Genomic DNA, 24,378 nt, shown 5'->3' with positions numbered 1-24,378 from the left:
TCACTCCGTGAGGGTCAGCGGGGCGAGGGAGGCGAACATCGCTTCTTCGGTTCGCACGACCTCGCTCCCCTGGTTTGGAACCGTATTCAGCCAGAGGTCGAACCCTGTGTCGTCGTCCGCGTGGTCTCCGCAGACGTCGTCCGGGTCCAATCCGAGTATGGGGGGCAACCCGCGCTCGGGTGCCCCGAAGGCGACAGTCATGTCGCCGTCGGCCTCGCGCTGCTCGACCAGATCGCCGAGCCGTGTGACGGTCAGGTGCTCACCGTACCGCGAAGCGGCGATAGTGAGCCCTGCATCGTCACGCGCGAGCGCCGTAGAGAGGTCCGAAGCGTCGACGGCGTATCCCGGTGGGGACACGTCGACGAGTTTCGCCCGGACTGGCCGTCGCGAAGAGACCCTGACGGTGACGCGCTCCCCCTCGCCCACGTCCATACCGTCTGGAACGGGGAGGGAGGCTGGGTGTTGCAGTCCGCAATTGACCCGAACGCGCCCATCAGCTCCGACCTCGGTCACGATTCCCTGTCTTAACGACCCCGAACCCTCAGATCCGGAGCCGGTCTGTGAGCGGACGCGGAGCGGCGGCAGGACGCCGACGTACTCCAGTTCGTCCCGCTTGCCCCAGGCCTCCTTTCGGAGGTACGGGGGCGTCGCGGCGTACCGCAGCACGGTACGAACGAACCCGTCTTCCCACTTCCCGACCCCGTCAGGGTCCGGGAAGACCGTTAGCCGATCGACGTCGAATATCGTGGCCGCGCGGGCAACGTATCCGATTTTGCGAGTCGCCTCGCGTCTGTCCTCGGCTTCCCGTACGAGGGAAGACGGCACGAGTACGCTGGTCGTCATGCCGTGACGCTTCCACGTCACGCCACTAGACTGTAGCGATAACACATCTTGCCTACCTTAAAAAGAGCCCGCTTCACGCACGCGATGAGAACCGTTCACACGGCGCTAGATGGCCAGTATTCGGGAAATTCGGCCGTCGATTTTCGGCCCGACCGGAGGAGCTGGTGCAGAAGTTATCGGCGAGGAAGAATCTGTGATCCGTTATCCCGGGGAGCCGTACCACGGTTTGGCTCCCGATTCGGAACGCTTTTATCCCTCTCCCCCGCCACAATTGAATGCAGACAGGGCGACGGTAGTGTAGTGGTATCACGTGACCTTGCCATGGTCACAACAGGGGTTCAAATCCCCTCCGTCGCACTTCTTCCGAACGCTACTCGATGAGCGACCAGCTTGCTGTGTCGCTCACTCCGCGTGAGGAGAAGTCGAAAAGAGTGGATTTGAAGTAGACCAGACGCGCGCAGCGTAAGCGAGCACGTCTGGGCGTGGTTCAAATTCCGAAAGACGCCTGCGGCGTCTTTCGACCCTCGCGAAACCTCCGGTTTCGCTCAGTCCCCTCCGTCGCACTTCTTCCGAACGCTACTCGATGAGCGACCAGCTTGCTGTGTCGCTCACTCCGCGTGTACACGAGGTTGCGATGCACGTCCCAGAAAGAGATGACTGATTTGCGTGGATGGCCTATGTCCGCGTGACAGATATGGGATCACCGCCAGGACGTCGGGTGACCCGGCGACGGTTCGTCGAGACAGCGGGCCTGGGAGCGACGACTTCGCTCGCGGGGTGCGTCGACCAGGCGAGCGAGCTGGTCCCCGATTCGACCCGGTCGCTCGAAGTGCTCCACGGGTGGGACGAAGGCGACGGTGCGGTCGCAGTCCGCGCGCTCGTCGACGCGTTCGAGGAGCAGGCCCCGGACGTCCCGACGGAGTTCACGGCCATCGAAGGAGGCGGGAACGAGAACCTCAACACGGTCGTCGACTACCGCCTCTACGACGACGATCCCCCGAGCGCGTTCGCGAACTGGCCCGGGAAGAACCTCCAGCGATACGAGGGGTCGCTGGGGTCGGTAGACGACGTCTGGGCGGAGAACGACTTCGCGGCCGTCCACGTCGAGGAGGCCGTCGACCTGCACCGCCAGAACGGCTCGTTCCGCGCGGTGCCGATCGGATCCCACCGCCTCAACAACCTGTTCTACAGCGTCGCGGTCCTGGAGGAAGCCGGCGTCGACCCGGCAGGGATCACCAGCCTGGACGCGCTCTTCGACGCGATGGACGCCGTCGCCGCCGAAACGGACGCGGCGCCGATGACCCACGCGATGGCGGCCCCGTGGCCGACGACGCAGCTCTGGGTCGCCGTCTTCCTCGGACAGGAGGGTCACGAGCCCTACGTGGACTTCATCGAGGGAAGACGGCCCGAGGCGGCGGTCCGAGCGAGCTTCGAGACGACCGCCAGGATTCTGGAAACGTACGTCACGTACGACGCGGCGTCGCTGGACCTGCCCGCCTCGAACCAGAACGTCGTCGACGGCGACGCTGCGTTCATCCACCAGGGGAACTGGACCGCCGGCGCCTTCGCCAACGCCACCGACTTCGAGTACGGGGACGACTGGGGTGCCAACGCGTTCCCGGGGACGGAGAACAGGTACACACTCCACTTCGACTCGTTTCTCTATCCCGGGGACAATCCCACGCCGGAGTACTCGAGACGCTGGCTGGCGTTCGTCGGCAGCGAGACCGCGCAGGTGGCGTTCAACCAGCACAAGGGCTCGATTCCGACCCGGACGGACGTCGACGTGAGCGAGTTCCACCCGTATCTCCAGGCGGTCGCCGAGGACTTCGAGAACGCCGAGTATCGGCCGCCGACGCTGCAACACGGCCTCGCGCTGGCCCCGGAGAAGGTGACGGCGCTCAACCGCATCGTCGCCAACACGTTCATGGGACCCTACGATGTCGACGCGGCGACGGCCGGTTTTCTGGACGTCGTCTGAACAGCGCGCTGAAGAGAGCGCAGTCCCCCGACGATTATGGGCTGGGGCCCGTAGCGACGGGTATGACCTGTATCGGATTCCTCTCCGTCGCACCGGTCGTCGAAGGGAGCATGGCCGAGTACGTCGCCGACGCCGTCGACGCCCTGGAAGACTTCGACGTCTCCTACGAGACGACGCCGATGGGCACCATCGTCGAAGCAGAAGACAGCCGGGATCTGTTCGACGCGGCCCACGCCGCCCACGAGGCGGTCGACGCCGACCGGGTCGAGACGTTCCTGAAGATAGACGACAAGCGGACGGTCGACCAGTCTGCCGCGGAGAAGGTCGACGCCGTCGAGGACGTGCTCGGACGCGAGGCGCGGTCCGGGCGGGCGGACCCGGGCGAGTGACCAGAACGGAAGTGGCGCGCGACAGAGCGCCAGGCGACCGAAAGTGACGTATTGCAGGGTCGACGAACGGTCGTCATGCCAACTACGGTCGAACTCGTCGCCGGAATTCTCGGCATCGTCGTGGGCGTGGCGTGGGCCATCTGGCCGACGCGGATGCGAGATCTGCAGGCGAAGTACCTCTACATGGGGATGGCCGAGACGAACGACGAGCAGTCGGCGACCGAGGTACTGATCGGCCGAATTACCGGCGTGGTGCTGGCCGCGCTCGGAGTGGTTCTCGTCCTCGGTCTCGTTCCCTGACGGCTCGGTCCCTGACTGCTCGGCACGTGCGCCCCGAGTCGTCGACCGCTGCCGGCCACAGCAAACAGCCTAAAAGGGAGGCCGGTCGAATCACCGGTATGGAGAGTCTCAACCGGATGGCGACCGAGCTCGTCGACGAGGCGATCGACTTCGCCGACGAACTCACGATCGGCGTCCACCAGCAGGAGGGGGACGCCGCCGTCCTCGACTTCGGGGTCGAGGTCCCCGGCGCGGTCGAGGCCGGGCTACTGCTCGCCGAGATACAGACCAGCGGCCTCGCGACCGTCCAGACGGCGATGGACGAGGTCGCCGGCGCGCCGCTGACCCACGTCGAGCTGTCGACCGACCACCCCGCCCTGGGGCTGCTGTGCTCGCAGAAAGGCGGCTGGGAGCTCAGCGTCGACGACTTCGAGGGCCTCGGCAGCGGCCCGGCCCGCGCGCTCGTCGCCGAGGAAGAGGAGTTCAACCGCGTCGGCTACCACGACGCCTCGGACTTCGCCGTCCTCGTCGTCGAGAGCGAGGAACTCCCCGACGAGAACGTCGCCGCCCACGTCGCCGAACGGACCGGCGTCCCAGAATCGGCAGTCTTCTTCCCCACCTTCTCGACGGCGAGCGTCACCGGGAGCGTCGTCGCCGCGGCCCGCGCCGCGGAACTGGCCACCTTCCGGCTCTCTGAACTGGGCTACGACCCCATCGAGATCCTCTCGGTGACGGGCAAGGCGCCGGTCGCCCCCGTCGCTGGAGACGAAGAGGCCGCCATCGCCCGGACGACGGACGCGCTGGCCTACGGCGCCCAGGTCCACATCACCGTCGAGGAGGAGTTCGACCGCTTCGAGGAGGTCGTCTCCACCGCGGCCGAGGAGTACGGCACGCCGCTCGGCGAGACGTTCGACGACGCCGACTGGGACTTTTCCGAGGTCCCCGTCGACGTGTTCGCCCCCGCCCAGGTCACCGTCGACGTCCTCGGCGGCGAGACGTACGTCTTCGGCGACACGCACGAGGACGTCCTGGCCGAGAGCTTCGGGCTCTGAACCGGAGGTTCGAGAGTCCCGCAGCCATGCGTTACAAGGTCGTTCCCGAAGCCAGGTCCGTCGCCTTTCTGCGAGACGTCCAGGCAGCGCTGCCGCTCGTCCCCGGGACCGTCGAGGACTGTTGTAGCCGCATCCGGGACCGGACCGGACTTCCGTCCCGCGACGTCGCGCGCGAGTACCTGACCTTCGCGCAGGCGCTCGGACTCGCCGCGGAGGGTGACCGCGGATTCCACCGGACGCGGGAGGACCCCTCTGAGGACGATCTTGCCGACCGGTTTCTGGAGCACGTCTTCGGCGCTCGGGAGGTCGTGGACGCGCTGGACGAGGGGTCGAAAACCGTCGCGGAAACCTTCGAGGCGATGCGAGACGTGGTTCCCCGGTGGGAGCGCGACCGCCACACCGACTGGGAGGCCGAGTGGCTCGACCGCACCGAACGCCTGCTGGAGTGGGCCGTCGAATTCGGTCTGGTCGAGCGTTCTGAGGACGGTTATCGGCGTGTGACTGACGAGTCCTGACAGTAACCAACAACAGCAAGAAAGCCCCCGGTCGCTCGTGGGCTGCGACCGCACCTGCGCGCGCCTTCGGCGTGCTTGGCGGGTCTCGCTCGACGAAGTACGGCGATGTAAGCACCGCAGGCGAAGCCGAGGAGCGTGGTTCGAGAGAGCGAAGCTCTCTCGTCATCACGAAAATCTCCGGTTTTCGGACGACAGCGAGCCCCACGAGTCGAGCATCCGGGGGCTTTCGTGCTGTTCGCGGAACCAGTCACCACGGTGCTCTCTGCGGTGAGAAATCCGCCAGATCATTGAAGCTCGATCGGACAACACACTCACACATGAACGAACCGGTGGAGGCCCTCCTCTTCGACCTCGACGACACGATTTGCGAGTACTGCCGTCCTGGGTCCGAAATCCTCGACCTCGCGTTCGAGGACGTGGGCATCGAACCCGTCTTCACGGCCGATGACTACTACGCCGTCTTCGAAGACCACGTCGAGGACAGCGAAGACGTGGTCGAGAACCGGGAGCGCTGTTTCGCGGCGCTGGCCGAGGAAGCGGGCCACGACCCCGACGTTGGACTCGCCGTCGCCGACGCGTACGAGGCCGAGCGCGACCAGACCAACGTCCAGTGGCTCCCCGGCGCCCAGGAGGCCCTCGATACACTTCGCGAGCGGTACGCGGTCGCGGCGGTGACCAATGGCGGGCCGAAGATGCAGCGAGCGAAGATGCGCGGACTGGGTATCGACGACCACTTCGAGACCGTCGTGTTCGCGGGCTACGACGTGGCCGCGAAGCCCGACCCGGAGCCGTTCGAGATGGCGCTCGACGCGGTCGGCGTGGGTCCGGAGCGGGCGGTCAAGGTCGGGAACTCGCTGAAAAACGACGTCGCCGGGGCGCACAACGCTGGGCTGCGGTCGGTCTGGATCGATCGGGAGGGGGTACCGAATCCGGACCCCGAGCCCCATCACCGGATCGAGGCGATGGACGAGTTGCTGGACGAGCCCTGGGCGTGACGACCGGGCGTCGGCCAATCGCCGTCACGCCGCTTTTTCGACTGTCGTTTCCGCGTCGCTGTCGCCGGCCCTCTCTCCAGAGTTGAGTTGGGCCAGCGTCCCGTCCGCCTCCCACGTCTCGACGACCTGGTCCAACCCCTCGCGGTACGTCGGGTACTCGGGCTCCCAGCCGACGTCGGCCCTGAACGCCTCCGCCGTGGTGGGCATGGGTTTGCTCAGCATGTTCACGGCCTCCTTGCCGACGAAGAATCGGGCGAGCCAGCCCGGAATTCGGCCAGGTTCGGGCGCGTCCAGCAGGTCGGCGAAGTGCGTGAGGTAGTCCGCGAGGGTCACCGACTCTTCGTCGACGACGTGGTAGAGCCCAGTCACCTCTGCTTCGATGGCGTCGGCGAAGGCCCGCGCCGCGTCGTCGGCGTGGATCAGACTCAGTTCGACGTCACGGCGACCCAGCAGGCCACCGCCGATGATGGGCATATCCCCCTCCAGCAGGTTCTCGGCGAACGTTCGTGTGTAGGCCCCGTCGGGTTCGTAGAACATCCCGTTGCGGAGGATCAGCACGTCGAAGCCGTGTTCGTCACCGGCCTCGCGCAGGTAGTCCTCCGTCTCGGCGGCCGAGCGGGTAGCCCGGTCGGGGTGACGCTCGGCGGACTCGTCGAACTTGGAGCCGTCGTGCTGGCGGGCCACCCAGACGACGCTGGGGAAGACGAATCGGTCGGCGCTCCTGCCGGCGGTCGCGACCAAGTTCTTCGCGCCCTCGATCCGGACGCGGTCGTTCAGTTCCCACTCCTCGTTCGACGGCTTGTCCGACGTCGGGATGGCCGTCGCCGCGTGGACGACGACGTCGACGTCGTCCGGAACGGCGCCTCCGAGCGAGGCGGCATCGAGAACGTCGCCTCGGCGGGGTTCACCACCGCGGCGTTCCACCGTTCGCTCCCCGTCCTCGTCACGGACAAGGCCAGACACGTCGTGGCCGCGGTCGGCGAGTAGTTCGACGAGACGTTTGCCGAGGACGCCCGTGGCGCCCGAGACGAAGACGTTCATCACAGTCGACGGTTCGCGTGGACGGACCGAACCGCTGCTGCCGGAGTGGCGCGGGGGGTTTAAGTCGTCGCCGCGGGAGTGACCGCGCATGAAACACGTCCGCCTGCGACTGACCGCGGACGGCCGCGAAGGCGAACTCCACCCGATGTACGGCGTGATGGCCAATGCCGACTTCGTCGAGTACGCGGCAGCGCTCAACTGGAACGTCACCGACGCCGAACTCAGCGTCCTCCACTACGTCGAGGGCGACGTCGAGGCGTTCGAAGCTGCCGTCCAGGAAATCGACTTCGTGCGCGAGTACGAACTGAAACCCGCCGGCGAGGGCGAATTCTACGCCTACCTCCACGACGACCTGACTGACGCGGTCCTCGACCTCTGGGCTGTCGGCGACAGGAGCGGCGTGGTCGTCGTTCCGCCGATCGAGTGGCACCGGGACGGCACGGCGACCATCTCCGTGTTCGGGCCGAGCGAGATGATCCAGACAGCCATCGACGCAGTCCCCGACACGGTCTCCGTCACCGTCGAGGAGATAGCGGGGATGGGAGCCATCCCCCAGGCGGTCGCGACCTCGGTCACCGACCGCCAGCGAGAGGCGATCGAAGCGGCCCTCGACGTCGGGTACTACGACGTCCCGCGGACCGGGAGCCAGGACGACGTAGCGGCGCGACTCGACTGCGCGCCGTCGACGGCAGCCGAACACCTGCAAAAGGCCGAGTCGAAGGTGCTGCGGTCGCTGTTCGGGTAACAGAGACGGCACGACGATTCGGCCGCTCTGGAACCGGACCCTTGCGACTGCCGGCACGCCGAACTTACGCCCGAGAGCCCAACGAACGGGTATGCCCCAGATATCCGCGCAAGGCGTCGAACAGGGCGACGACTACTACCACGTCACGTACCGCGACCCGGACGAGTTCGACGAGATACGGACGCCGGACTGGGCGGCGAACGTCGCGGGTTCGGTCGTCGAGGGCGGCGAGGTCCGCACCGGCGACGAGCACGGCAACGAGGACTGGACGGCACAGAGCGTACTGATCCCCATCGACGGCGTCGCCGACGAGGACGAGGCCAGGGACAAGGCCGACCAGATAATCGAGAAGATGGAGTCCTGAGGCCGGTCGTCCCGGTCGAGCGGTCGAACCGACGCGGCCGGTCCGCCGAGTGGATGCCGGTTGCGACCGGTTCCAGCGCCCCATCGCCATCGATCTGCAACGGTTTTGTCGTCGCGTTTCGATGACAGGACCATGCGACAGCGATGCGTGGTCGGGGTGCTCGTACTGGTAGCCGCGTCGCTCGCGGGCTGTGGCGGTCTCGGGGACCTCGCCAGCGACGTCACGATATACGAGAACGTCACCTACGAAGACGACGAGTTACGGGTCAGTATCGAGGCGGATCCGACGATTTTCGGGATGACGCCGGAGTGGCTGGCGGTGAACGGCCCCGACGATCGCCGCTACCAGTGGCCCTACACCGGAGCCCGGAACTACAGCGTCGACGAGAGCGACCTCGGCCGTCCGTTCGTCACCGGCGAGTACGAACTCGTCGCACACGCGAGCGACGGGAGCACGAGCGGGAACCACACCAGGTCGTTCGAACTCGCCGAGAGTGAGACGGGCGACGGGCTCGAAGTGACGGCGGCTGCCCGGGAGACCGAGACGGCGACTACTCGACCCCGGTAACGTCCGTCACCGTCCCGACGCCCTTCGAGCGGCCCTCGCGGAAGACGAACCGCTGGCCTTCCTCGACGAGGTACGGCCGGAACTTGAACCGGACGCGGGTGTAGCCCGAGTCGCCGGGCAAGAGCTGGCCGCCGTCGGGGAAGAACTGGGCGGCCTCGCTGATGGTTTCGAGGTGGACGACGGGCTCGTAGCCGTCGCCGATGCGGGTCGGGTGGTTGAGCACCATCACCTCGGCCTCGAACTCTCGGACGGGTTGCGGGTCGGCGTCTCTCGGCAGGAGCACCATCCCGCGTTCGACGTCGGCCTCCTGGACGCCCTTCAGCGCGATGCCGACGATGCGACCCGAGCGGGCCTCGTCGACGCGGTGGTAGTGCATCTCGATGGAGCGCACGGTGACCTCGCGGAAGGAGCCGTCCTGCATCGGGCCGAGCAGGAGTTCGTCGCCGGCCTCGACGGTGCCCGATTTGATGGTGCCCGAGGCGACGGCGCCGACGCCCTGGACGTTGTAGCTCCGGTCGACGTACATCCTGAACTCGCCGTCCTCGCCGGCGACCTTGGGGAGGCGCTCGAACAGCTCGTCGAGCTGGGCCATGCCGTCCATGGTGACGGCGCTGGTCGTGACGACGGGGACCACGGTCTCGGAGATCTCCTCGACGGCGACGTCGACGCCGTGGCGGTCCACCCTGAGGGGCGTCTTGTCGGCCTCGCGGAGTGCCGCCTCGACCTCCCGTTCGACCTCGGCGACGCGCTGGTCGCTCACCAGGTCGGTCTTCGTGATGGCGACGATGGTCGGCAGGTCGGTCGCCAGCAGGATCCCCAGGTGTTCGCGCGTGGTCTGGGTGGGTCCGTCGTCGGCCGCGACGGTGAGCAGGCCGTAGTCGAGCTTCTGGCCGACGAGGCCGCGGATCGTAGTACGGAGCCAGGGTTCGTGGCCCACGGTGTCGACGAAGCTCACGAGCCGGTCGGCCTCCTCGACGACCGCCGCGCGGTCGGTCTTCCGGTCGGGGTTGTCCATCCTGACGGGGCCGTCCTCGTCGAAGCCGTAGACGCCGTAGGAGAGGTCCGCGGAGAGGCCGCGTTCGACCTCGTGGGGCTGGACGTCGAGGAAGGAACGGGTCCCGCCTTCGCCATCGTCGGCGGTGCCGGTGACGAGGGTACCGACCAGCGTACTCTTCCCGTGGTCGACGTGGCCGGCGGTACCGACGACGATGTGGTCGTCGTCCTCGAGAACGGCGCCCTCCCTGATCGTGGCGACGCCGACGATGCCGTGGTCGGCGTCCGCCGTCGCGTCGTCGGCCACGTGGTGGTCCGCGTCGCGGACGTCGTTGATGCCCCAGGTCTGGACCTCCTCGATGTGGGCGCCGGCCTCGTCGGCGATCAGCGAGAGGACGTCCATCGACTCCGAGAACTCCTCGGGCGGGATGCCCGCGAGGCCGCCGGCGTCGGTGACGCCGACGACGTAGGTCGCTTCGCCCTCGCCGGAGAGGACGCGGTGGCGAAGCTGGGCAGCGAGGCTCTCCAGTCGACCGTCTGCGAGGTGGAGGTCTTCGGTGAGCCGCTCCTTGAACTCGACGCTCCCGCCCTCCTGCTCGCCGCGCTCGAGGGCGCGGTCGAGGACGGCCCGGTCAGGGCTCATGGGGGAGGGTATCACGCGGCGCACCAAAAGCCTTCCCCGGTCGTGTGACAGAATCGCAGGATAGCGCTCCGGATCGACCGGAGACACACCCGAAAGGGACAGACTGAAACCGGGCGTTCGGGTGCGATAAATATAAGGTTTAGACGAGTCTAATTCTTCGCATGAACGGTACGTCGACCGCGGTTCGAACGGGACCCGACGATAGGGCCGAACGAACGAGGCGACCCCGGCGAGATAGCCGGGGCGCCGGCCGGTCCGGGGGAGTCCCATGACCGACGGAGAGGGCGTATCTCCGGGCCGGTTCCAGACCCGGCGCGCGTTCCTCGGCTCCGTCGTCGGCATCGGAGCCTCCGTCGGGCTCGCGGGTTGTGGCGGGGTCGGCGGAGCCGGCAGCGGGACCGACGGGGGCGACGACGGCCCCGTCGCGGTCGCCTCCTTCTTCAGCTTCTACGACTTCGCCCGGAAGATCGCCAGCGAGACACCCGTTACGGTGAAGAACCTCGTCCCGACGGGGCTGCACGGCCACGGGTGGGAACCGGACGCGAGCGTCACGCGCGACATCATCGACGCCGACGCGTTCGTCCACGTCGGGGAGGACTTCCAGCCCTGGGCAGATCGCGCCATCCGAACGATCGAGGACGACGACGTCGACACCCAGTTGATCAACGTCCGCGAGGGGATCGAACTGGTCGACCTGGCAGCCAGCCTGGACCGCGACGAGGAGGGCGTCGGGCAGAACCGGGGGAAGGACCCCCATTTCTGGCTCGACCCCCAGCGGGCGAAACAGTCCGTCGACAACATCACCGAGGGGCTGGTCGAGCTGGCACCGGACCACGAGGAGTCCCTCCGCGAGAATGCCGAGGCGTACAAGACCGACGTCCTCGACCGAATCGACGCGGACTACCAGTCGATCTTCGACCGCGCCGAGCGCGACGTCGTGCAGCTGGCGGCTCACAACGCCTTCCAGTACATCGGCGTGCGCTACGGCGTCCGGATGCGCCCGCTCGTCGTCAACCTCGCGGCCAGCGGCGACGTCAAACCCTCCGATATCACCGAGGCCAAGCAGGTCATCGCGGACAACGACATCAGGTACGTCGGCGCCGGCGTCTTCGAGACGCGGAAACCGGCCAAGCAGCTGATCGCCGAGACCGCCGTCGAGGCGTACTTCCCCGTCACGCCCTACGCCGGCGTCCGGGAGGAGTGGGTCGAGGAGGAGTGGGGGTACGAGGAGATCGCGTACAACGTCAACATGCCGACGTTCGAGGTCGTGCTCGGCAACGAAGCGCCCGAAGACGTCGGCCCCGACGGCTGGGCAGAGCAGTGGAGGAACTTCGAATGAGCAGAATCACGGGAGACGGGACCGCCAGCGACGCGACTGCCGAAGACGGAACCACCGACTCCGCCCCGGACGATCCGGTGATCGAACTGGCGGACGTGACGTTCGGCTACACCGCGACGCCGGTCGTCGACGACGTCTCGCTCAGCATCGACCCCGGCGAGTACGTCGCGGTCGTGGGGCCGAACGGCTCGGGGAAGTCCACGCTGTTGCAACTCACACTGGGCCTGCGCCGCCCCGACGAGGGGACCGCACGCCTGTTCGGCGAACCGGCCCACCGGTTCGACGACGGGGACCGGATCGGCTTCGTCGCCCAGCAGGCGAGCGCCGCCAAGGACATGCCCATCACCGTCCGCGAGGTGGTCGAGATGGGGCGGTACCCCCACGTCGGCTTCGGCCGGCTCTGGCGTGACGACCGTGAAATCGTCGATGCGGCACTGGAGACGGTCGGCATGGCCGCGCTCGCCGACCGACGGATCGCCAACCTCTCCGGCGGGCAGCGCCAGCGTGCCTTCATCGCACGCGCGCTCGCGGGAGAAGCGGACCTGCTCGTCCTCGACGAACCGACGGTCGGTGTCGACGCCGAATCCGTCGCGGCGTTCTACGACCTGCTCGAGTCGCTCAACGAGGACGGGATCACCGTCGTTCTCGTCGAACACGACATCGGCGCGGTCACCGACCACGCCGAGCGCGTCGTCTGTCTCGACCGGTCCGTCCAGTTCGACGGCCCGACGGCCGAGTTCGTCGAGAGCGACGCCATCCGCCGGGCGTTCGGGACGGCGGCCGCGCTGGCCGGTGATGCCCGATGACGGGCGCCGGCGGCGGGTTCACCGCGCTCCAGACCGGACCGCTCGACGCCCTGCTCGCGCCCATCTACTGGTTCCTCTCGCTCTGGTCCGAGTTCATGTTCTGGGTCGCCGCGGGGACTGGCCTCGAACTGCTCCAGTACCAGTTCATGCACCGGGCGATCCTCGTGGGACTCTGCATCGGCGTGATGGCGCCGCTGGTGGGGACCTTCCTCGTGCACCGACAGCTCGCGCTCATCGGCGACGCTCTGGCCCACACCGCCTTCGCCGGAGTCGCCGTTGGCCTCTTTCTGAACGCGGTACTGGAACTCGGCGTCTCGCCGTACCTGACCGCCGTCGTCGTCTCGGTGCTGGCGGCGCTGGCGATCGAGCTGATCTCGGAGGCGACCGACGCCTACAACGACGTCTCGATGGCCATCGTCCTCTCGACCGGGTTCGCGCTGGGGACGACGCTCATCAGCGTCAACGCCGGCGGCCTCGCGGTCGGCATCAACCAGTACCTGTTCGGCAACCTCTCGACAGTCTCGGCGGAGAACGCGGCGATACTGCTCGTCCTCTTCCTGGTCATCGTCGCGACGGTCGCGATCACCCGGAACCAGCTCCTGTACGTCACCTTCGACGAGACCGCGGCGGAGGTCTCGGGGATCCCGGTGGACTGGTACAACCGCGTCCTCGTGATGTTGACCGCGCTGGTCGTCGTCGGCGCGATGCAGATCATGGGCGTCATCCTCGTCGCCGCGATGCTGGTCGTGCCAGTCGCTGCGGCGACCCAGATTTCCCGGAGCTTCTCGGAGTCGCTGCTCGTCTCGGTCGTCCTGGCTGAGCTGGCCGTCATCCTGGGAATCGGCGTCTCGTACTACGGCGGCGCGACTGCCGGCGGCGTCATCGTCCTTGTCGCGGTCGCCATCTACGTCACCGCCGTGGTCGCCGGGAAACTCCAGACCGCGCTGGGCGAGGAGCGCCACGCCGAGGTCGACAGCATCGGCACGGCCGAGACGGACGGCGGGGGCGCCGACTGACGGCCGACTGCCGCTTCAGTCCACGTAGGGTCCGATAGCTTCCAGAAAGCCGTCGGCGTAGGCGACGTCGGTCACCCGGTCTGCGGCCGCTTTCGCCGTGTCGTCGGCGTTGACAACTGCGACCGACTCGCCGGCGAGTTCGAACGTCGGCGCGTCGTTCTCCGAGTCGCCGACGGCGAGGAACGCCTCGGGCGACAGGTCGAGTTCGTCGGCGACGATTCGGAGGCCGGTTCCTTTGTCGACGTCGGGCGCCTTCACGTGGTAGGCGAAGCCGGTGTCGACGACGACCAGGTCGTGTTCCACCGCGAGTTCCTGCAGGGGTTCCAGCGGCTGGTCGCGACTGACCGCCAGTTCCGTCTCGCGCCAGCGGTTGGCGAAGTCCAGCGGGCCCCAGCCCAGGTCGTACCCCATCTCGCGGTAGGCATCGGCGACGGCGTTCGCCGCCTCGGGGTCACCCGCCATCGTCAGCGCGTCAGTCTGCCCGACGAACACGACGCCGCCGTTCTCGGCGACGACGCAGAGTTCGATACCCAGGAAGTCACAGAGCGCGACGGGGAACGGGAACGCCTTCCCGGTCGCGACGACGACCGGAGCGGCCCAGTCCCGCAGAATCGGGAACACGCGCGGGTCGACGGCGCGGTCCGGGCCGGTGAGCGTCCCGTCCACGTCGACGACTAGCGGCGGTACGGCGTCCATGGACTCGCTCGCGCGCGGGTGACTATCGGCGTTGCGGTCGGTGCGTCCGGCCGCGTCGTCGCCTCGCGGTGGAAAATCAGTCCGTCAACCGCTCGTAGGCCGCGGTGACCGCCTTGAACGCCTCCTCGTCGCCGCCGTCAGTGTCCGGGTGGACCTGCTTGACCTTCTCGCGGTAGGCCTGCTTGACCGAGGACTCGTCGGCGCCGGGGTCGAGCCCGAGCGTCCGGTAGGCCTCCGCCGCGGTCGGACCGCTGTTCGCGTTCGGTGGGCGCTGGCGCTGTCGCGTTCCGCGCCGCTGCTGACGCCGCCCCTGACCGCGCTGACTGGCCTGTCGCTGGCCAGACCGGCCCGAGTGAGTCGCTCCCTCGCGACCCCCCGCCCCTGCGGCGGCCGCTTCCCGGGCCGTCCGTCCGTCGCGCGGCGGCGTCCAGTCCTCTCGCGGGCCGGCCCCGGCGTCTCTGCGGCCCCGGCGACCAGTTCGCTGGCGACGGCGGCCCCGCGACGGGTCGACGGCCGCCTGCCGCTCGACGGTCTGATACACGCGTGCCGCCATCCGGCCGCTCGTGTGGAAGTAGACGAGGTACGTCGCGGCGCCGAAGGTGAGCGCGACGAACAGGATGGGGGGCTCGAAGAGGAGCCCCAGCACCGTCATGACGACGGTGATACCACCCAGCACCCCCGCGAGTCCCGTGACGAGACGGTCGTACTGCACAGGGGCGCTTCGCACGGGAGGACTGTAAGCCTCTCGCAAGACACCGCGCGGGTGAAGCGGCGGGGACGACAGCAAGTTCAAACCGCTGGACGTGCTACGCTGTGACATGAGTGTCTCGGGCCTGTGTGAGATCTGTGAGCAACGGGACGTCGCCCACACCTGCGACCGCTGTGGCAAACTCGTCTGCGAACGCCACTGGGACGAGAGCCACGGCGTCTGCGTCGAGTGTGCCGTCCAGCTGGGCGAGCGCGACCCCGACACGCTCGACCCCGACGACCTGCCGGACGGCGTCGATACCTACGAGTTCTAGCGGCGGACGGACCGGGCCGGCGAACGCGTTCGACTACCGGAACTCGTTGAGTCGCCGCTTGAGTCGCTTCGCCGCGCGACCCGCAGCGCCGAAGTACTCCTCCTCCGGCGGTTCGCCGCCGCGAGCCCCGTTCTCGCCGGCGAAGATGATGCCCCGTGAGGAGTTGACCAGGCCGACGCCGTCGGCGAGGCCGAACTCGACGGCGGCTTCCGCGTCGCCACCCTGGGCGCCGACGCCGGGGACGAGGAACGGGATGTCGGGCACGATTTCGCGTATCTCTTCGAGTTCGTCGGGGTTCGTCGCGCCGACGACGAGGCCGACGTTGCCGTACTCGTTCCAGCCGGCGGCGAGCCCCGCCACGCGCTCGTACAGCGTCCCACCGTCGTCGAGTTCCAGGTCCTGCAGGTCCGACCCGCCGGGGTTCGAGGTCCGACAGAGGACGAACACGCCTTTGTCGGTCCGCTGGAGAAAAGGCGCGAGCGAGTCCTGGCCCATGTAGGGGTTCGCGGTGATGGCGTCGGCCATATCGAGAATCTCCGCGTACTGACGTGCAGTGTTGCCGATGTCGCCGCGCTTGGCGTCGAGGAGGACGGGGACGTCCTTCCCGTGCGCGTACGCGATGGTCTCCTCAAGGGCGCGCCAGCCGTCCGCGTCCTCGTAGAACGCCGCGTTGGGCTTGTAACAGGCCGCGTATTCGTGGGTGGCGTCGATGATTCGGCGGTTGAACGACCAGCGCGGGAGGTCCGCGTCGGCGACGCTCGGCGGGAGCCGGTCCGGGTCGGGGTCGAGGCCGACCGAGACGACGCTGTCGACCGCCTCGATCCGCTCGCCCAGCCGCGCGAAGAAGTGCATAGCGTTGGTCGGGTCGCCGACCGACACAAGCTTTTCTCATCGACGTGGGCGAGGCGACACGCGGCCGTCCGGGCCGCCCCACTGGAGAATCAATCCCGACGAGAATCAATCCTGATATGCATACTGCGTCCAATCACCGGAACGACGCCAGTTCTTCGAGAGTCGTTCCGCCTCCCCCGAGATCGAACGATAATAACTGGCCCGGAGAGTATATGTTTCTTGGTATCAACGGCGATAGTATGGCCCGTTCGCTCGACGTCGGACACGTCTCCGAGACGCTGCCCGACCTGAACACGTTCCTCGCCGACCCGCGGCTCCGACCCACCGGACTGGTCGGCGGATCCTCGCTCGTCGTCGTCGGTGTACTGCTACAGATCTCCCCCTGGAACTCCTTCTGGTCGTCCGTCGTCGCCGGCGTCCTCGTCTTCGTCGGGGTCCCGCTGTTCTGCGTCGGTCTGGCAGCGCCGGAGCCGGAGAAACCCGACGGCCTGTTCACCCTCGGTATCGAGCTCACGCCGGACCAGCGACGCGCCGTCGCAACTGGGTCGCTGCTCGTCCTCGTCTCACCCATCACCGTGGCGACGCTCGGTCCGCTGTTCGACTTCGCGACAGGCGTCTGGCTCACGGCGGCGCTCCTGGCACTGACCGGTTCGGTGCTCATCCTGACGGGGTTCCTCGCGTGGACGTCCCGCCGGCTCGGGGAATCGACGCCGTCGCGGTAGAATCGGGATCCGGTCGAGGTTTTATCGGCACTGCTCGTCCAGCACGTCGACCAGCAGGTCGACGGCCCGTTTGACGGCCGCCCCGTACTCGACGTGAATGCGGAGGTGGTCCTCGCCGGTCGTCGAAAGGGAGAGTCCGTCGGTGGTCGTCCCCGCGAGTTCGGATTCATCTGCCACCCCATCACCGACCGAGAGGTCCACGCGTGCGGTCTCCTCGTGGACGAACACCGACCCGACGCGCCGGTCGTCCAGAACGATATCGTAGGCGAAGCTCCCCTCGGGCGACGGTTCGGCGTCCGGGTCAGCGTCGTCGACGCCGAGGCGTTCGACGGGACCGGTCGAGAGGCCGGTCAGTTCCGACGCGAGCAACTGGGCGATCCGTTTGCCGTCGGTGATCCGGTCCTCGACCATCAGAGGTCACCTCGCGCGCGCTCGGCGAACTCCGCCACGTCGACGCCGCGTCGCCGGGCGTAGACGACCGCCGCGGCCTCCAGCGTCACGCCGAGTGTGCTCTGGAGGCGGTTGATCTCCGCCACCGCCTCCTGTTTCTCGATGCCCGTCTCGACGACGGCGTCGAGCACGCGCTCGAACGTCGAGCGCTCCCGCAGGACGTCCTCCTTGGGGACGAAACCCTCCGGAATCTGCACCTCGTCGGCCGCGAACTCGACCACGAGTTCGTCGCCGTCGCGTTCCAGCAACCCCTCGCTCGCCGCGACGTCGACGAGACGCTTGGCCTGGTCGGGCGAGAACCAGTCCCGGTCCAGCGACAGCGCCACCACGAACTCGCTTTCCCCCATGCGGTCGCTGCCCCGCGTCCGGAACGGCGCGGCGACAGCGGTGCGCAAACTCATCGACTGTGGGTGGTTCCGGGCCCGGCATGAGGATTTCGACTAGCAACAGTAGATGTCGGTGTGACTGGAACTCGGTGCGCCGTCAACGACGTCACAGTCACTACCGCAAACAGCCAGAAAGTCCCACCCGCTCGGATGATCAACAGGGCGGGACTGAAAGGGGCCGGGCGCTGAACGAGCGAGGACCTCCAAGCACGGCCGGAGGCCGCGCGCAGGGCGGTCCGCAGCCGTTCAGCGCCCGGGGGCTTTCTGGCTGTTTGCGGTATTGGTAGTCTCCTTTCCTCCATCCACACCGACCACCCGTGATCGAACTCGCATCGAACGGTTCAAGTATCGCCTGGCCAATTCACACGCATATGAAAGACCACGGACGCTCGACGCGGAAGCGAACAGGTGGGCGACTGCGACCGTTCCGAAAGAAGAAGAAGTACGAACTCGGCAACGAATCCACGGAGACGCAGGTCGGCGAACAGAAGCTGAAGGTCGTCGACACGCAGGGGAACACGACCAAGTTCCGCGCCGTCACCACCGACGTCGCGAGCGTCGCCGACGGCGGCGAAGTGGTCGAGGCCACCATCGACAACGTCGCGGAGAACCCCTCGAACCCCAACTACGCGCGGCGAAACATCATCACCAAGGGCGCGGTGCTGGAGACGAGCGAAGGGCGCGCCCGTGTGACCTCGCGACCGGGCCAGGACGGACAGGTCAACGCCGTCGCGGTCGAATAGAGCGAGACACTTTCTCCGCCGATTCCACGATTCGCGAGCGAAAGCTGCGCCGCGGCGTGGTCGATATTCGGTCCGCCGGTCCGGTCGGCCGAGCGACAGTTCCACAACCACTTTGAGTTCCGGACTGGCAGTTCCGGGCCCTCATGACCGAAGCGCTTGGTCCCCTGGCCCGGACGCTCTCGCTGCCGTACTACGAAGACGCCCTCCCGGCACACGACCAGTTCCACGCGAAGCGGGTGCGCGACCTGGGGTTACGACTGGCCGAGGAGTGCCAGCGGACCGTCGACCGAGACGTCCTCTCGGCGGCGGCCTGGTTCCACGATATCGGCCGGCCGCGCGAGCGAACCGGAGAGATCGACGACCACGGCGAGTGGGCCGCCGTCGAAGCGGCAGCCCAGCTCGAAGCCGAGGGAGTGGCGACCGACCAGATCGAGGCCATCCAGCACTGCCTTCGCTCGCACAGCATCCGCGCCAGTTCGCCGGAGCCGGCGACGCCCGAGGCCGAGTTGCTGTTCGACGCGGACAAGCTGGACGCCAGCGGGGCGACCGGAATCGTCAGGTTGGCGTGTATCGTCGGCGAGCGGTCGGGGAGAACGGGGGAAGCGTACGCCGCGATCGACGACGCGTCGATTCACGAAGTGGAGACGACGGACCGGCCGGACGTGTCGATCCTCCGCAAGTGGGCCACGGAGCGGGTAGCAGCGCTGTACACGGAACCCGGGCGACGGCTCGGCGAGGAGCGACGCCGATTTATGGACGACTTCTTCGACAGGTTCGAACGCGAAATCGGCGCGGGTGCAGATCGATAACGAGTCCTCTCGCGACCGGACCCGCTCCGCAGCGGCTCAGGGACTCGGTGCGGCCTGCTGCAGCGCGCTCTCGGCGATGTTACCGCCGTAGTCGGCGGTCCGGGACAGCGAGTCGACGACGAGGCCGAGCACCTGCGCGCTCTGGGGGTCGGACTCGCGGACCTCCTTGTCCACCTCGCGGGCGGTGTCGTCGAGGTCGCGAATACTCCGGCGGGCCTCGTTGGCCAGTTCGACGGCCTCGTCCGAGTCCTCGGCCAGGAGCGCGTCCATCGCCGTCTCGGGGACGTACACTGCTTCTTCGCGGAGTTCCCGGAGGAGACTGGCCGTCTCGCCGGTGATCTCGTCGAGTTCGAGCGCGAGGTTCGCGATCTTGGTCGCGTGGTCGGCGATGCGTTCGAGCTGGCGGGCGCTGGACTGGTAGTCGAAGACGGTCTCGCGGGGGAAGCCGATCTCGTTGGCGGCGGTGGGGTTCCGGAGGACCGTCCGGAACACGCGCGAGACCATGTACCAGAGGCGGTCGACGTCGTCGTCGCGCTGGATGACGTCGTTGGCGAGTTCGTCGTCGTCCTCGATGAGGGCCTCGACGGCGTCGTCGAGCATCGTCAGCGCGACCAGGCGCATGCGCGTGATGGCGTTGTGGACCGACAGCTCGGAGGAGTCGAGCAGGTCCTGGAGGACGACGTGGTCGGCAGTCTCCTCGATGACCTCCAGGCCGACGAGCCCCTGGGTCGCGTCGCGGATGACGCGGCGCTGGGTCGGCGTGATCCGCGTGGTTTCGAGCCTGATGACGTCGAAGCCGCTGACGTACATCGTCATCACGGCCCTGGTCAGTTCGTGTTCCTCGTCCAGCCCCGAGATGTCGAGGGTCCCCTCCACGTGGTCGTCGTCCCGCTGCGGCGAGAGCAGGAGGAGGTCCGCCTCGTCGTGGAACTCCACGATGCTCCCGGCACTGACGTCGTTCTCCGTCGCCCACTCCTTCGGGAGTGAGACGGTGTACGTCGAACCACCCGTCACCTGGACCTTGCGGGTCTCCATGTCGGAGTGTGACGCACAGGAGACCATAAATCCACCTGAATCTATATACACAAAGCCACTCTCGGTATCCCCCGGTACGACGACCCCGTTCGGGCGAGAAACGGCCGGAAGTGGTACGAAGTCCCGGGACGTTACTCGAACATTTGATCCGTACGCCTAAGCCGACCACAGCCCTCCTTCCGACCTGTTGTGGCGGTATCAGCCAGAATGGACGGATTCGTACCGAACGGTGATTACCAGTCACAAACGTTGATCTATATAGTCTTCGTATCTCTTCATAGAAGTCATAGTAGGGTATTTACTTACCCGAAAGTACGGATCGGACGATGACACAGGACGATTCAGACGCGCTGTCGCGCCGTTCGTTCATCGCCGGTGCCGGTGCCGCGGGCGCCGTGGCCATCGCCGGCTGTACCGAGCAAGCCGACTCCGGCGGGGAGAACGCAAACGGCGGTGGCGGTAGCGGCGGTTCGACGGGCGGCGGGTCGGGGAGCGACGAGCTCTCCGGGAACATCTCCATCTCCGGGTCCAGCACCGTCTATCCGGTGGCCGAGGCGGTCGCGGAGGACTTCATGGAGCAACACGGCGACGTCCAGATCAGCGTCCAGTCCACGGGTTCGGGCGGCGGCTTCAGCAATTTCTTCTGTACCGGCGACACCCAGTTCAACAACGCTTCGCGGCCGATCAAGGAGTCCGAAACGGAACTCTGCGAGGAAAACGGCGTCGAGTGGCACGAGGTCAAGGTCGCGACGGACGCGCTCACCGTCATCGTGAACAACGAGAACGACTGGGTCGACTGCATAACGCCGGACCAACTCGAACAGATCTGGGGGCCCGACGCCGCGACCACGTGGAGCGACGTCAACTCCGACTGGCCCGACGAGAACATCGAACGCTATGGTCCCGCCGACACCTCGGGCACCTTCGATTACTTCAGCGAGGTGATCATGGGGGAAGCGGGCTCGCACACGAGCGACTACCAGCCGACGGAGAAGGACAACGTCATCGTCCAGGGCGTCACCGGGAGCGAGTACGCCATCGGCTACTTCGGCTTCTCGTACTACTACAGCAACCCCGACCAGGTCAAGGCGCTGTCCATCGACAGCGGCGACGGCTGCGTCGAACCGTCGCTGGAGACCGCCAAGAGCGGGGAGTACGCGCCGCTGGCGCGTCCGCTGTTCACCTATCCCTCGAAGTCGGCCCTCCAGGAGGAACACGTCGCAGAGTTCGCACGATACTTCGTCGAGCAGAGCGCCAACCAGGAACTCATCGCAGAGACCGTCGGCTACGTCCCGAACAGCGAGGAGGAGATGCAGACGCAACTCGACCAGCTCAACGAGTTCATCGAATCGAGCGAGTAGCCCGGTCCAGCACGGTTTCGCCCACACTATGTACCCGGAACGTAACGAACCCGAGCCATTTTTCAAACAGTGCGTGAAAGAGCCAGCAAGATGAGTGACGAGGCACAGACGCCGGACCTGTCGGGCGGCCGGGGATTCCAGACCGTCCGTGAACGCCTCTATCACGCGCTGTTTTTCGTCTGTGCACTCCTGTCGGTCCTGACCACGATCGCGATCGTCCTCGCGCTCCTGACCGAGGCGGTGAGCTTCTTCGCCGAGGTGCCGCTCCTCGACTTCCTCACGGGAACCCGCTGGAGCCCGACCATCCGGCCGGTCGAGTTCGGCGTGCTCCCGCTCGTGTTCGGGACGGTGATGGTGACCATCGGCGCCGCCGCGCTCGCGCTCCCGGTCGGCCTCCTGACCGCTATCTACCTCTCCGAGTACGCCAGCCCGCGCGTGCGGTCGATACTCAAACCCGCGCTGGAAGTGCTGGCCGGCATCCCGACGGTCGTCTACGGCTTCCTCGGTCTCGTCTACCTGACCCCCGCCCTCTCCGTCATCTTCCCCTCCATCTCGACGTTCAACATCCTCTCGGGGTCGATCATCGTCGGCATCATGATCATCCCCATGGTCTCCTCCATCAGCGAGGACGCGATGAGTTCCGTGCCGGACTCGCTGCGCAACGCGGGGTACGGCCTCGGTGCCACGAAGTTCGAGGTGTCCACGTCCGTCGTGGTTCCCTCCGCCGTCTCGGGCATCGTCTCCTCGTTCATCCTCGCCATCTCGCGGGCCATCGGCGAGACGATGGCCGTCGTCATCATCGTGGGGGCGAAGGCGAACCTGCCGGAGACCAGTTCCATCGGCGGTCTCCCCTTCGTCTCCCCGACGGAGCTGTTCGACCAGTTCCTCGAACCCGGGATGACGATGACCGTCGCCATCGTCAACCTGGCGGTGGGCGACGTCGCCACCCAGTCGCTCGCCTACCGCAGCCTCTTCGCCATCGGACTGACGCTGTTCGCCATCACCCTGATCATGAACCTCATCAGCGACCTCGTCGCACAGCGCTACAGGGAGGAGTACTGAGATGGCCACCGACACCGCGACCGACGACGGGTTCGGACAGGTCAGCCGGGTCAAGGGCGTCGTCTTCGAGTACCTCACGCTGGCCGCCTCGCTGCTCGGCATCGTCTCGCTGGCCATCCTGCTCGCCTACGTCAGCTACGACGCCTTCGGCCTCGACGCGGCGGCCCCCGCCTGGTACGTCGTCTTCCTGCTCACGCTGGTGGCCCCCACGGCCGGGTTCCTCTGGTACGTCAGCGGCCGACCGGCGGCGCGTTCGACGATAAGTGGCGTCCTGTCGGTGATACTCGGCGGGACGCTCGTCGCGCTGGCGCTCGTCGTCGTGCTCTCGATCATCGTGGGCTCCGACGTCTGGTTCGCCCACTCGCTGTTCATCCTCGGCCCGACGCTCGCGCTGCTGGGCTACGCCCGGTACGTCGACGACACCGCTGCCTGGGCCGGGACGACTGCCGGCGCGTGGCTGTTCGTCGGTGCGTTCCTGACGGCCCTCGACGACCTGCTGCTGGTGATCGGCCAGCAACTCGCGAGTCCGTTCGACGTCCTCACGATGCCCGAAGAACTCCTCCTCCAGACCGCGACCCTGCTGGGGACGCCGGGGGTCTACTTCCTCACCGTTCTGGTGCCCGCCGTCGTCCTGGCGGACAGGTACGTCGCGTCGCGGACGACCGACCGCCGGGGCCACTCGCTCGCCGCCGCCCTCGTCCTGGTCGCGTTCGCCGCCGTCCCCGTCGTCGACGGACTCCCGGCCGTCTCGCGTGGGTCCTGGCTCTTGGTCGTCGTCGGATTCCTCACCCCGCTCGGCGCCTACGTCGCCCTCAACGCCGGGGATTCGGACCGCCGGCTCGGACTCGCCTTCCCGCTCGTCGTCCTCGCCGGCCTGTTCGCCGGCCGGCTCGTCGTCGACGTCCTCGGGGTGGCCCAACCGGAGCCCTGGTTCGACTGGCAGCTCCTGACGAGCCCGGCCTCCGCGACGCCGGCGGACGCGGGCCTCTACCCCGCGATAATCGGGTCGGTGTTCATCATCGTGCTCGTCGCGCTGTTCACCGTCGTCTTCGGTGTCGGCGCGGCGGTCTTCCTCGAGGAGTACGCCGCGTCGAGCGGGCCGGTGGGGAAGCTGACCCGCTTCATCCAGGTGAACATCTCGAACCTCGCCGGCGTCCCGTCGGTCGTCTACGGGCTCCTCGGGCTGGCCCTGTTCCTGCGGTTGATAGGGATGGGGGCCGGGACGGTCATCGTCGCCGCGCTGACGCTGTCGCTGCTCATCCTCCCCATCGTCATCATCTCCGCCCAGGAGGCGCTCCGGTCGGTGCCGGACGACATGCGGCAGGCGTCCTACGGCATGGGGGCGACGCGGTGGCAGGTGATCAAGACGGTCGTCCTGCCGGAAGCCCTGCCAGGGATCCTGACGGGGACGATACTGGCACTCGGCCGGGCCATCGGCGAGACGGCGCCGCTGATCCTGATCGGCATCGCGAGTTTCGTCACCTGGGCGCCCGACGGGATCTTCAGCCGCGTGACGGCGATGCCCATGCAGATCTACAGCTGGGCGTTCTACCCGGACCCGGGCTTCCGCCACGGCGTCGTCCCCGCCGGCGTCATCACGCTGCTGGCGGTGTTGCTCGCCATGAACTCGGTCGCGATTTTCGTGCGCAACCGCTACGAACGGAGTACCTAA

28 protein-coding genes and 1 tRNA gene are annotated in these 24,378 nt (G+C 67.3%); 20 read left to right on the top strand and 9 right to left on the bottom strand.

Annotated elements, in window-relative coordinates:
* A complete protein-coding gene (locus BM337_RS06690) occupies positions 1-843 on the bottom strand; it encodes a putative RNA uridine N3 methyltransferase (protein ID WP_089815132.1) in 843 nt (280 codons plus the stop codon).
* A 286-nt stretch (positions 844-1,129) separates the two neighbouring features.
* On the opposite strand from BM337_RS06690, the gene BM337_RS06685 reads away from it, so the two are divergent.
* The 7 genes from BM337_RS06685 (at position 1,130) to BM337_RS06655 (ending at position 6,054) form a co-directional block, all read left to right on the top strand.
* Positions 1,130-1,200, top strand: a tRNA-Gly gene (locus BM337_RS06685).
* A 472-nt stretch (positions 1,201-1,672) separates the two neighbouring features.
* On the top strand, positions 1,673-2,824 hold the full coding sequence (locus BM337_RS06680) for an ABC transporter substrate-binding protein (RefSeq protein ID WP_394327762.1): 1,152 nt from the start codon (positions 1,673-1,675) through the stop codon (positions 2,822-2,824).
* Positions 2,825-2,886: 62 nt separating this feature from the next.
* Positions 2,887-3,213 carry an MTH1187 family thiamine-binding protein gene (locus BM337_RS06675; protein ID WP_089815128.1) on the top strand — a complete coding sequence of 109 codons (327 nt, stop codon included), beginning with the start codon at positions 2,887-2,889 and terminating at the stop codon, positions 3,211-3,213.
* Positions 3,214-3,288: 75 nt separating this feature from the next.
* Entirely contained in the window at positions 3,289-3,513 is a 225-nt protein-coding gene (locus BM337_RS06670) for a DUF6199 family natural product biosynthesis protein (RefSeq protein ID WP_089815126.1), read from the top strand.
* A 98-nt stretch (positions 3,514-3,611) separates the two neighbouring features.
* Complete coding sequence (gene mch / locus BM337_RS06665) at positions 3,612-4,544, top strand: methenyltetrahydromethanopterin cyclohydrolase (protein ID WP_089815123.1); 933 nt, start codon at positions 3,612-3,614, stop codon at positions 4,542-4,544.
* A gap of 26 nt (positions 4,545-4,570) precedes the next feature.
* Positions 4,571-5,059 carry a double winged helix-containing putative transcriptional regulator gene (locus BM337_RS06660; RefSeq protein WP_089815121.1) on the top strand — a complete coding sequence of 163 codons (489 nt, stop codon included), beginning with the start codon at positions 4,571-4,573 and terminating at the stop codon, positions 5,057-5,059.
* A gap of 317 nt (positions 5,060-5,376) precedes the next feature.
* Positions 5,377-6,054 carry an HAD family hydrolase gene (locus BM337_RS06655; RefSeq protein WP_089815119.1) on the top strand — a complete coding sequence of 226 codons (678 nt, stop codon included), beginning with the start codon at positions 5,377-5,379 and terminating at the stop codon, positions 6,052-6,054.
* A gap of 24 nt (positions 6,055-6,078) precedes the next feature.
* Here BM337_RS06655 and BM337_RS06650 read toward each other — a convergent pair whose 3' ends face one another.
* Positions 6,079-7,095: an NAD-dependent epimerase/dehydratase family protein gene (locus BM337_RS06650; protein WP_089815117.1), complete on the bottom strand. Its 1,017-nt coding sequence runs from the start codon at positions 7,093-7,095 to the stop codon at positions 6,079-6,081.
* 88 nt (positions 7,096-7,183) lie between these two features.
* Here BM337_RS06650 and BM337_RS06645 point away from each other — a divergent pair, with 88 nt between their 5' ends.
* The 3 genes from BM337_RS06645 to BM337_RS06635 all read left to right on the top strand — a co-directional run bounded on the left by BM337_RS06645 (position 7,184) and on the right by BM337_RS06635 (position 8,771).
* Positions 7,184-7,840, top strand: a complete 657-nt coding sequence (locus BM337_RS06645) for a helix-turn-helix domain-containing protein (RefSeq protein ID WP_089815115.1) — start codon at positions 7,184-7,186, stop codon at positions 7,838-7,840.
* 91 nt (positions 7,841-7,931) lie between these two features.
* Positions 7,932-8,204 carry a hypothetical protein gene (locus tag BM337_RS06640; RefSeq protein ID WP_089815113.1) on the top strand — a complete coding sequence of 91 codons (273 nt, stop codon included), beginning with the start codon at positions 7,932-7,934 and terminating at the stop codon, positions 8,202-8,204.
* Between the two features lie 132 nt (positions 8,205-8,336).
* Positions 8,337-8,771: a hypothetical protein gene (locus BM337_RS06635; RefSeq protein WP_089815111.1), complete on the top strand. Its 435-nt coding sequence runs from the start codon at positions 8,337-8,339 to the stop codon at positions 8,769-8,771.
* Here the strand turns inward: BM337_RS06635 and BM337_RS06630 are convergent.
* Positions 8,755-10,407 (bottom strand): GTPBP1 family GTP-binding protein, encoded by a 1,653-nt coding sequence (locus BM337_RS06630; RefSeq protein ID WP_089815109.1) that lies wholly within the window; start codon positions 10,405-10,407, stop codon positions 8,755-8,757. The two genes, BM337_RS06635 and BM337_RS06630, sit on opposite strands and share 17 nt — an antisense overlap.
* A gap of 268 nt (positions 10,408-10,675) precedes the next feature.
* Between BM337_RS06630 and BM337_RS06625 the strand changes: the two genes are divergently transcribed.
* The 3 genes from BM337_RS06625 to BM337_RS06615 are packed head-to-tail and all read left to right on the top strand — an operon-like array spanning position 10,676 to position 13,568.
* Positions 10,676-11,746 carry a metal ABC transporter substrate-binding protein gene (locus BM337_RS06625; RefSeq protein WP_089815107.1) on the top strand — a complete coding sequence of 357 codons (1,071 nt, stop codon included), beginning with the start codon at positions 10,676-10,678 and terminating at the stop codon, positions 11,744-11,746.
* Entirely contained in the window at positions 11,743-12,552 is an 810-nt protein-coding gene (locus BM337_RS06620) for a metal ABC transporter ATP-binding protein (protein WP_089815105.1), read from the top strand. Before BM337_RS06625 ends, BM337_RS06620 begins: the two co-directional genes overlap by 4 nt.
* Positions 12,549-13,568 carry a metal ABC transporter permease gene (locus tag BM337_RS06615; RefSeq protein WP_089815103.1) on the top strand — a complete coding sequence of 340 codons (1,020 nt, stop codon included), beginning with the start codon at positions 12,549-12,551 and terminating at the stop codon, positions 13,566-13,568. Before BM337_RS06620 ends, BM337_RS06615 begins: the two co-directional genes overlap by 4 nt.
* A 15-nt stretch (positions 13,569-13,583) precedes the next feature.
* Here BM337_RS06615 and BM337_RS06610 read toward each other — a convergent pair whose 3' ends face one another.
* Positions 13,584-14,264 carry a phosphoglycolate phosphatase gene (locus tag BM337_RS06610; protein ID WP_089815101.1) on the bottom strand — a complete coding sequence of 227 codons (681 nt, stop codon included), beginning with the start codon at positions 14,262-14,264 and terminating at the stop codon, positions 13,584-13,586.
* 76 nt (positions 14,265-14,340) lie between these two features.
* Positions 14,341-14,976, bottom strand: a complete 636-nt coding sequence (locus BM337_RS06605) for a J domain-containing protein (RefSeq protein WP_089815099.1) — start codon at positions 14,974-14,976, stop codon at positions 14,341-14,343.
* A 106-nt stretch (positions 14,977-15,082) separates the two neighbouring features.
* On the opposite strand from BM337_RS06605, the gene BM337_RS06600 reads away from it, so the two are divergent.
* A complete protein-coding gene (locus tag BM337_RS06600) occupies positions 15,083-15,286 on the top strand; it encodes a hypothetical protein (protein WP_089815097.1) in 204 nt (67 codons plus the stop codon).
* A 33-nt stretch (positions 15,287-15,319) separates the two neighbouring features.
* Here the strand turns inward: BM337_RS06600 and pyrF are convergent, their stop codons facing one another.
* Positions 15,320-16,138, bottom strand: a complete 819-nt coding sequence (gene pyrF / locus BM337_RS06595; protein WP_089815608.1) for an orotidine-5'-phosphate decarboxylase — start codon at positions 16,136-16,138, stop codon at positions 15,320-15,322.
* 239 nt (positions 16,139-16,377) lie between these two features.
* On the opposite strand from pyrF, the gene BM337_RS06590 reads away from it, so the two are divergent.
* Positions 16,378-16,860 (top strand): hypothetical protein, encoded by a 483-nt coding sequence (locus tag BM337_RS06590; protein WP_089815095.1) that lies wholly within the window; start codon positions 16,378-16,380, stop codon positions 16,858-16,860.
* Positions 16,861-16,881: 21 nt separating this feature from the next.
* On the opposite strand, the gene BM337_RS06585 is transcribed toward BM337_RS06590, so the two are convergent.
* Complete coding sequence (locus tag BM337_RS06585; protein ID WP_089815093.1) at positions 16,882-17,271, bottom strand: DUF7993 family protein; 390 nt, start codon at positions 17,269-17,271, stop codon at positions 16,882-16,884.
* Positions 17,271-17,711: a DUF2240 family protein gene (locus tag BM337_RS06580; RefSeq protein ID WP_089815091.1), complete on the bottom strand. Its 441-nt coding sequence runs from the start codon at positions 17,709-17,711 to the stop codon at positions 17,271-17,273. The genes BM337_RS06585 and BM337_RS06580 overlap by 1 nt, the downstream gene beginning before the upstream one ends.
* A 356-nt stretch (positions 17,712-18,067) precedes the next feature.
* Between BM337_RS06580 and BM337_RS06575 the strand changes: the two genes are divergently transcribed.
* Positions 18,068-18,439, top strand: coding sequence for a 30S ribosomal protein S8e (locus tag BM337_RS06575; RefSeq protein WP_089815089.1), 372 nt, complete (start codon positions 18,068-18,070; stop codon positions 18,437-18,439).
* A 143-nt stretch (positions 18,440-18,582) separates the two neighbouring features.
* On the top strand, positions 18,583-19,248 hold the full coding sequence (locus BM337_RS06570) for an HD domain-containing protein (RefSeq protein ID WP_089815087.1): 666 nt from the start codon (positions 18,583-18,585) through the stop codon (positions 19,246-19,248).
* Positions 19,249-19,284: 36 nt separating this feature from the next.
* On the opposite strand, the gene BM337_RS06565 is transcribed toward BM337_RS06570, so the two are convergent.
* Entirely contained in the window at positions 19,285-20,283 is a 999-nt protein-coding gene (locus BM337_RS06565) for a phosphate signaling complex PhoU family protein (RefSeq protein WP_089815085.1), read from the bottom strand.
* 326 nt (positions 20,284-20,609) lie between these two features.
* On the opposite strand from BM337_RS06565, the gene BM337_RS06560 reads away from it, so the two are divergent.
* From BM337_RS06560 to pstA, 3 genes are all read left to right on the top strand, one after another.
* On the top strand, positions 20,610-21,644 hold the full coding sequence (locus BM337_RS06560; protein ID WP_089815083.1) for a PstS family phosphate ABC transporter substrate-binding protein: 1,035 nt from the start codon (positions 20,610-20,612) through the stop codon (positions 21,642-21,644).
* A gap of 90 nt (positions 21,645-21,734) precedes the next feature.
* Positions 21,735-22,706, top strand: coding sequence for a phosphate ABC transporter permease subunit PstC (gene pstC / locus BM337_RS06555; protein WP_089815081.1), 972 nt, complete (start codon positions 21,735-21,737; stop codon positions 22,704-22,706).
* Between the two features lies 1 nt (position 22,707).
* Positions 22,708-24,378: a phosphate ABC transporter permease PstA gene (pstA, locus tag BM337_RS06550; RefSeq protein ID WP_089815080.1), complete on the top strand. Its 1,671-nt coding sequence runs from the start codon at positions 22,708-22,710 to the stop codon at positions 24,376-24,378.

Source organism: Halomicrobium zhouii (assembly GCF_900114435.1).
Lineage (GTDB): Archaea > Halobacteriota > Halobacteria > Halobacteriales > Haloarculaceae > Halomicrobium > Halomicrobium zhouii.
This window is presented reverse-complemented; position numbering and strand designations above follow the sequence as displayed.